Genomic DNA, 4,077 nt, shown 5'->3' with positions numbered 1-4,077 from the left:
GTCGCGTTGGAGAGGGTGAAGCGCTCTGCTCGATTGAAGGTAACGACGCCCGTCGCGTCATCCCATATCGGCCGCAAGGATTTGCCGTTCGCGTCGACGATCTTCAGTTCGCTTGAGGGCTTGGCCGAAAACTTGATCTGAATATGGCTATCGTCACCATCCCGGATCGCAAGCGCGCCGAACTTCTCGGCGAGAACCGAACCACTTTCCGCTTTGGTGTCAACCGCCTTTGTCTCAACCAGCTTTGCATCAGCCGACTTCGCGATTGCCGCGATGGCGTCATCGGCCTGCGGGGAGGACGTGATCGACTGAGACGGTGAGACTGCCGGTGCCGCCGACGCCACATAGTCCACCGCTACCGACTGCGGCGCGCTGCGACGCAGGCTCACGTGGCGGGTGTTGAAGTCGACATCCGCATAGAGGTCCGAGGCGGCAACGAGCCGGTCGAGCGACTGCATCCAGTTTTCACCATCGCGCGTCGCAAAGCCCATTGAGGACGTGAGATCGATATCTTTCTGCGCTGAACCTGTCCATCCTTGCGGCACCAGCGCCTTCACCAGTTGCGAAAGCGGCAGCATCGCGTTGAGCGCGCGCGTGCTCTCGAGACTGCTGCGCTCGCCGATGATGGCGAGGCGCCCTGAGAACCCTGCAAAACCGGACGGTGTCTCGCTGCGGGCCTTCTCGCCGATAAAGCGGTTCGCCTTCTTCCAGTAAGCGGTCGCGCTCAAGCCGCCAGACGTGTAGTGAATCACTTCCGGCGTTCCGGCGATGACGATGTAAGGGCCCTGACTGTGGCCGCCATCGACCTTGATCGACTGTCCCGCGCGTGGCTGAAAATATGTATCGCTGCCATCGTTGAAAACCAGCGCGGGACGTTCGAGCACGTTACCCGCGATCTCGTAATCGAAATCGAGCGGGTCGGTTCCAGCGGCGGACGCATCGAGCGTCATCGCAGCAAAGGCCAAAGTGAGAAAAGAGAGCGTTTGCTTCATAGCCCGCGTTCGATTTGAGAAAGGTGCTTGACGAAGCGCGCGAGGTATTCGCGCCCGGGTGCGGGATTGGCGCTGTGGTAGTACGCGACCGCCTTCACAGCGGAGTGGGTCTGGCGGTAGTTCTCGTTGAGAATGTCTTCGGCCACGCGGATATTCGTGGCCGGGGCAAGTGCGTCCCAAGCAGACTTGAATCGTTTTCCGTGCCAGCAGTAATTGACCTGCATCAAGCCCACATCGAAGTCGCAGCGGCCGTCGCTGAGGAGATGGCGAATCGCTTTGTAGGCATCTTCCCGCGTACGGAAGAAAAAGCCTCGGCCCGCAACGTTGAGCGTCCACGGCCATGCGCGACCGTCGTAGGCCGATTCGTTCAAGGCGATCCCGGCCAGGATCTTCGGATCGACCGACGTGTGCATCGCATCGAACGGCGCTTGTGCGGACGCGCATGCCCAGCCGCCACGGTGCTCGGTCATGCTGGCTTGCGCGTCATCGCTCAACACAGCGGGGCGGAGCCACCCCGCGCGTACGAACAACGAGGAAAGGCTGATCGTCGATCCGTCCATCGCGATCGCAACGGATCCATCAGCGGCGGTTTGGACAGCCTGGCCTTCGAGCCGACTCGCCCATGAGAGGAACGGCTTCAGCCCGCAGTCATACACAGGTTCGCCGGGCAGCTCGACGATCGCGCGCTTCGCACCGTCGTCGATCACAATCCGCGTGGGGCTGATGATCGAACCGATCGTGGCGGCGTGAACGCCAGGCGCGCACATCGCGATGCTGGCAGTGATAGCCGTAGCGATGAGCACCTTATTCATGGTAAGGCTCCATGACGATATCCTGCGTGACCTGAACCAGAAACTTCTGGCCCGGATCGACCGTGATGGTCGGCGGGATGTTCTGGTTGCGTTGCAGGACCGTTTGCGCAGTGGTCGCCGCCACCTGCCCTGCCGTGCTGCCATAGGTCGTCACGCCGGTGGGACTCGCAGTCGTCGCCGTCTGTGCGCCGTTGTCGAACGCCTTCAGCAGAATCGCCGTGATGAAGCCCGCTCCGAAGATCTTGAGGAAGTGATTGTTGACGTCGCCCGAGAAGCCGGCGTAACCGTTCTGATCCGCGCCTTGCATGCCGTTCATCGGCACGTTCTTGCCATTGGGCAGACGCAGGCTGGTGGAGGCCACCAGCAATCGCTCCTGACCCACCTTGACATCGGCGCTGTACATCCCGTTGATGAACGAGCCTTTCGGGATCATCAGGCAGTCGCCGCGCAGGCTATCCCACACGTCCTCATCGACCATGAGCGCAACGCGACCGGGCTTATCGGAATTCAGCCCCTCGATCGTCTTCACGTGAATCACGTGAGGCGGCGTCAGCGTGCAACCGGTCGAACGGCCATTGAATGTCGTGCGCTCGATGCCACCACGTGCGGCCGCCTCGTTGAGGAAAGCGCGATCGCGATCTTCGGGCGCTTGTCCCTGTTTGGCGAGCGCGAGCGCCAACGCATCGGCACCGCTGTTGTCAACCGCCGCACGCCTGGCACGAACGTCTTCCGGTGTGGGAACACCCGGCGGCAGCGTGCCCGTGCCTTGCGAGGTCTGGCGCGAGGCGCCGGAGCGCTTGAACACCGACGACGTGTAGATCGCGTCCTGAGCGGCCTGACGCGACAGTTCACGCGAGTCGCCACCCTTGCCTACCTCGTCCTGAAAGTCCGCGCCGGTGAGCATCGGCTTGACCGCTGGCTTTTGTGCCGCAGTAGCAGCCGCAGCATCGGACGCCGCGCGCGCGGCCGCGTCGGCCGCCGCCGCTTCGCGCTGCTGACGGATCATCTGGTCGATGTCGTTGTTGTTAGCGGCCGGCACTTCCGTGCTGGACTTGAGTGCGCTCGCCTTTCTGAGACGTGCTTCCTCCTCGGCTTTGTTCGTCGCCTGCAGCTCGTAGTAGAAGCCCAGGCCGCCAATCACGACAGCGGCCAGAATGCCAATGCTCATGATCGCGTTGCGCGGCGTCTTGCCTTTGACGAGCGTCGCTTGTTCGGCGCTCGGCGTGCTCTGATCCGGTTTCTTCGCCATGGTCAGAACACTCCGAACAGCCGCCGGCGACCACGCGTAACGGTCACTTCATCTTTACCGGAACGCAGCACAATCTCGTCGGCCAGGCGTTGCAGAACGAGAAAGTCGCCACGGCGGATGAAATTCGCGACCACCCGATCGCCATGATCGAGAATGAATGGCACGGGCCACTCCTGAGCCTTCGCGGGCATGCGCATCCAAACCGACTGACCATCGTCGAAAACCGTTTCGGGCGTGAATTCCGTGCGACCGTCCACGCTGTAATCCCAATTGAGCTTGTCGGGCGCCACGCTGATCGTGCCGGAGTCGGCTCCGCCGCGGCTGCCCGAGCCGTTCGCGCTGCCATTCCCTTCGTCGCGTGCGTTCGTTCGCATCATCGGCGCACGTGGGTACTGAAAGCGCACGGCCTGATAGAACATGCCGCCTGCCGGCGAGGCGATGAGCGTGAAATCGTATTCACGTCGATTGGTGGTCAAGTGCAGCGTATTGACGAGGTCTGCCTTGTGCGGCTTGATGAACACGTGGTTCATCTTGTCGTCATCGATCTCCCACTGGATGCTGTCGCCCATCGCGGGATCCGCCACCAGCATCTCGCCCTTCTCGAGCTCGATCGTCGTGATCTTGAGCGGCGCGGTGAGCACGCGATAAATCTGATCGCGGCTGTACGGAAACACGCCGATCCTCGCGTCACCCGGCATGGTCATCGGGTCCGTTCCGCCGTTGAACGGATTGACGGGACTCATCGGGTCGCCCGCGATCATGGCCGCGTTCATCGCGCCCGTCTCAGGGGCCGCCCGCTTGGCTTGGGCCATCGGCACAGCAAACGCCATCGCCGCTGCAACAACGAACATGCCGACGACCGGCCGTTTGATGAATGGGGTGTCGGTCATGCTATGCGGTCCGCTCGAGGCGGAAGAATGGAATATAGATGCCGAAGGGATTCGCCGTCAGCGCCTGGTCGGCACTCGGCGCCACGATCTGATAACGCAGCGTCAGTGCGAACTGCTTCACCTCGGGTTTTCCG

Annotated in this window: 4 protein-coding genes; all 4 read right to left on the bottom strand. The window is 62.2% G+C overall.

Going from position 1 to position 4,077, the window contains the following annotated elements; genetic code table 11:
• The coding region (locus tag P7F28_RS05760) for a hypothetical protein (RefSeq protein ID WP_277183529.1) at nt 1-950 on the bottom strand (950 nt) is incomplete at its 3' end.
• 38 nt (nt 951-988) lie between these two features.
• On the bottom strand, nt 989-1,804 hold the full coding sequence (locus tag P7F28_RS05755; protein WP_370467241.1) for a transglycosylase SLT domain-containing protein: 816 nt from the start codon (nt 1,802-1,804) through the stop codon (nt 989-991).
• Nucleotides 1,797-3,053: a TrbI/VirB10 family protein gene (locus tag P7F28_RS05750; protein WP_277183528.1), complete on the bottom strand. Its 1,257-nt coding sequence runs from the start codon at nt 3,051-3,053 to the stop codon at nt 1,797-1,799. The genes P7F28_RS05755 and P7F28_RS05750 overlap by 8 nt, the downstream gene beginning before the upstream one ends.
• Nucleotides 3,054-3,055: 2 nt before the next feature.
• The gene (locus tag P7F28_RS05745; RefSeq protein ID WP_277183527.1) at nt 3,056-3,943 is read right to left on the bottom strand and encodes a TrbG/VirB9 family P-type conjugative transfer protein; all 888 of its coding nucleotides are present in this window, start codon (nt 3,941-3,943) and stop codon (nt 3,056-3,058) included.
• Nucleotides 3,944-4,077: the final 134 nt, after the last annotated feature.

Source organism: Caballeronia sp. BR00000012568055, from assembly GCF_029439455.1.
Taxonomy (GTDB): Bacteria; Pseudomonadota; Gammaproteobacteria; order Burkholderiales; family Burkholderiaceae; genus Caballeronia.
Note: the sequence above shows the minus strand (reverse complement) of the source record. Positions and strands in the feature narration are given on the sequence as shown.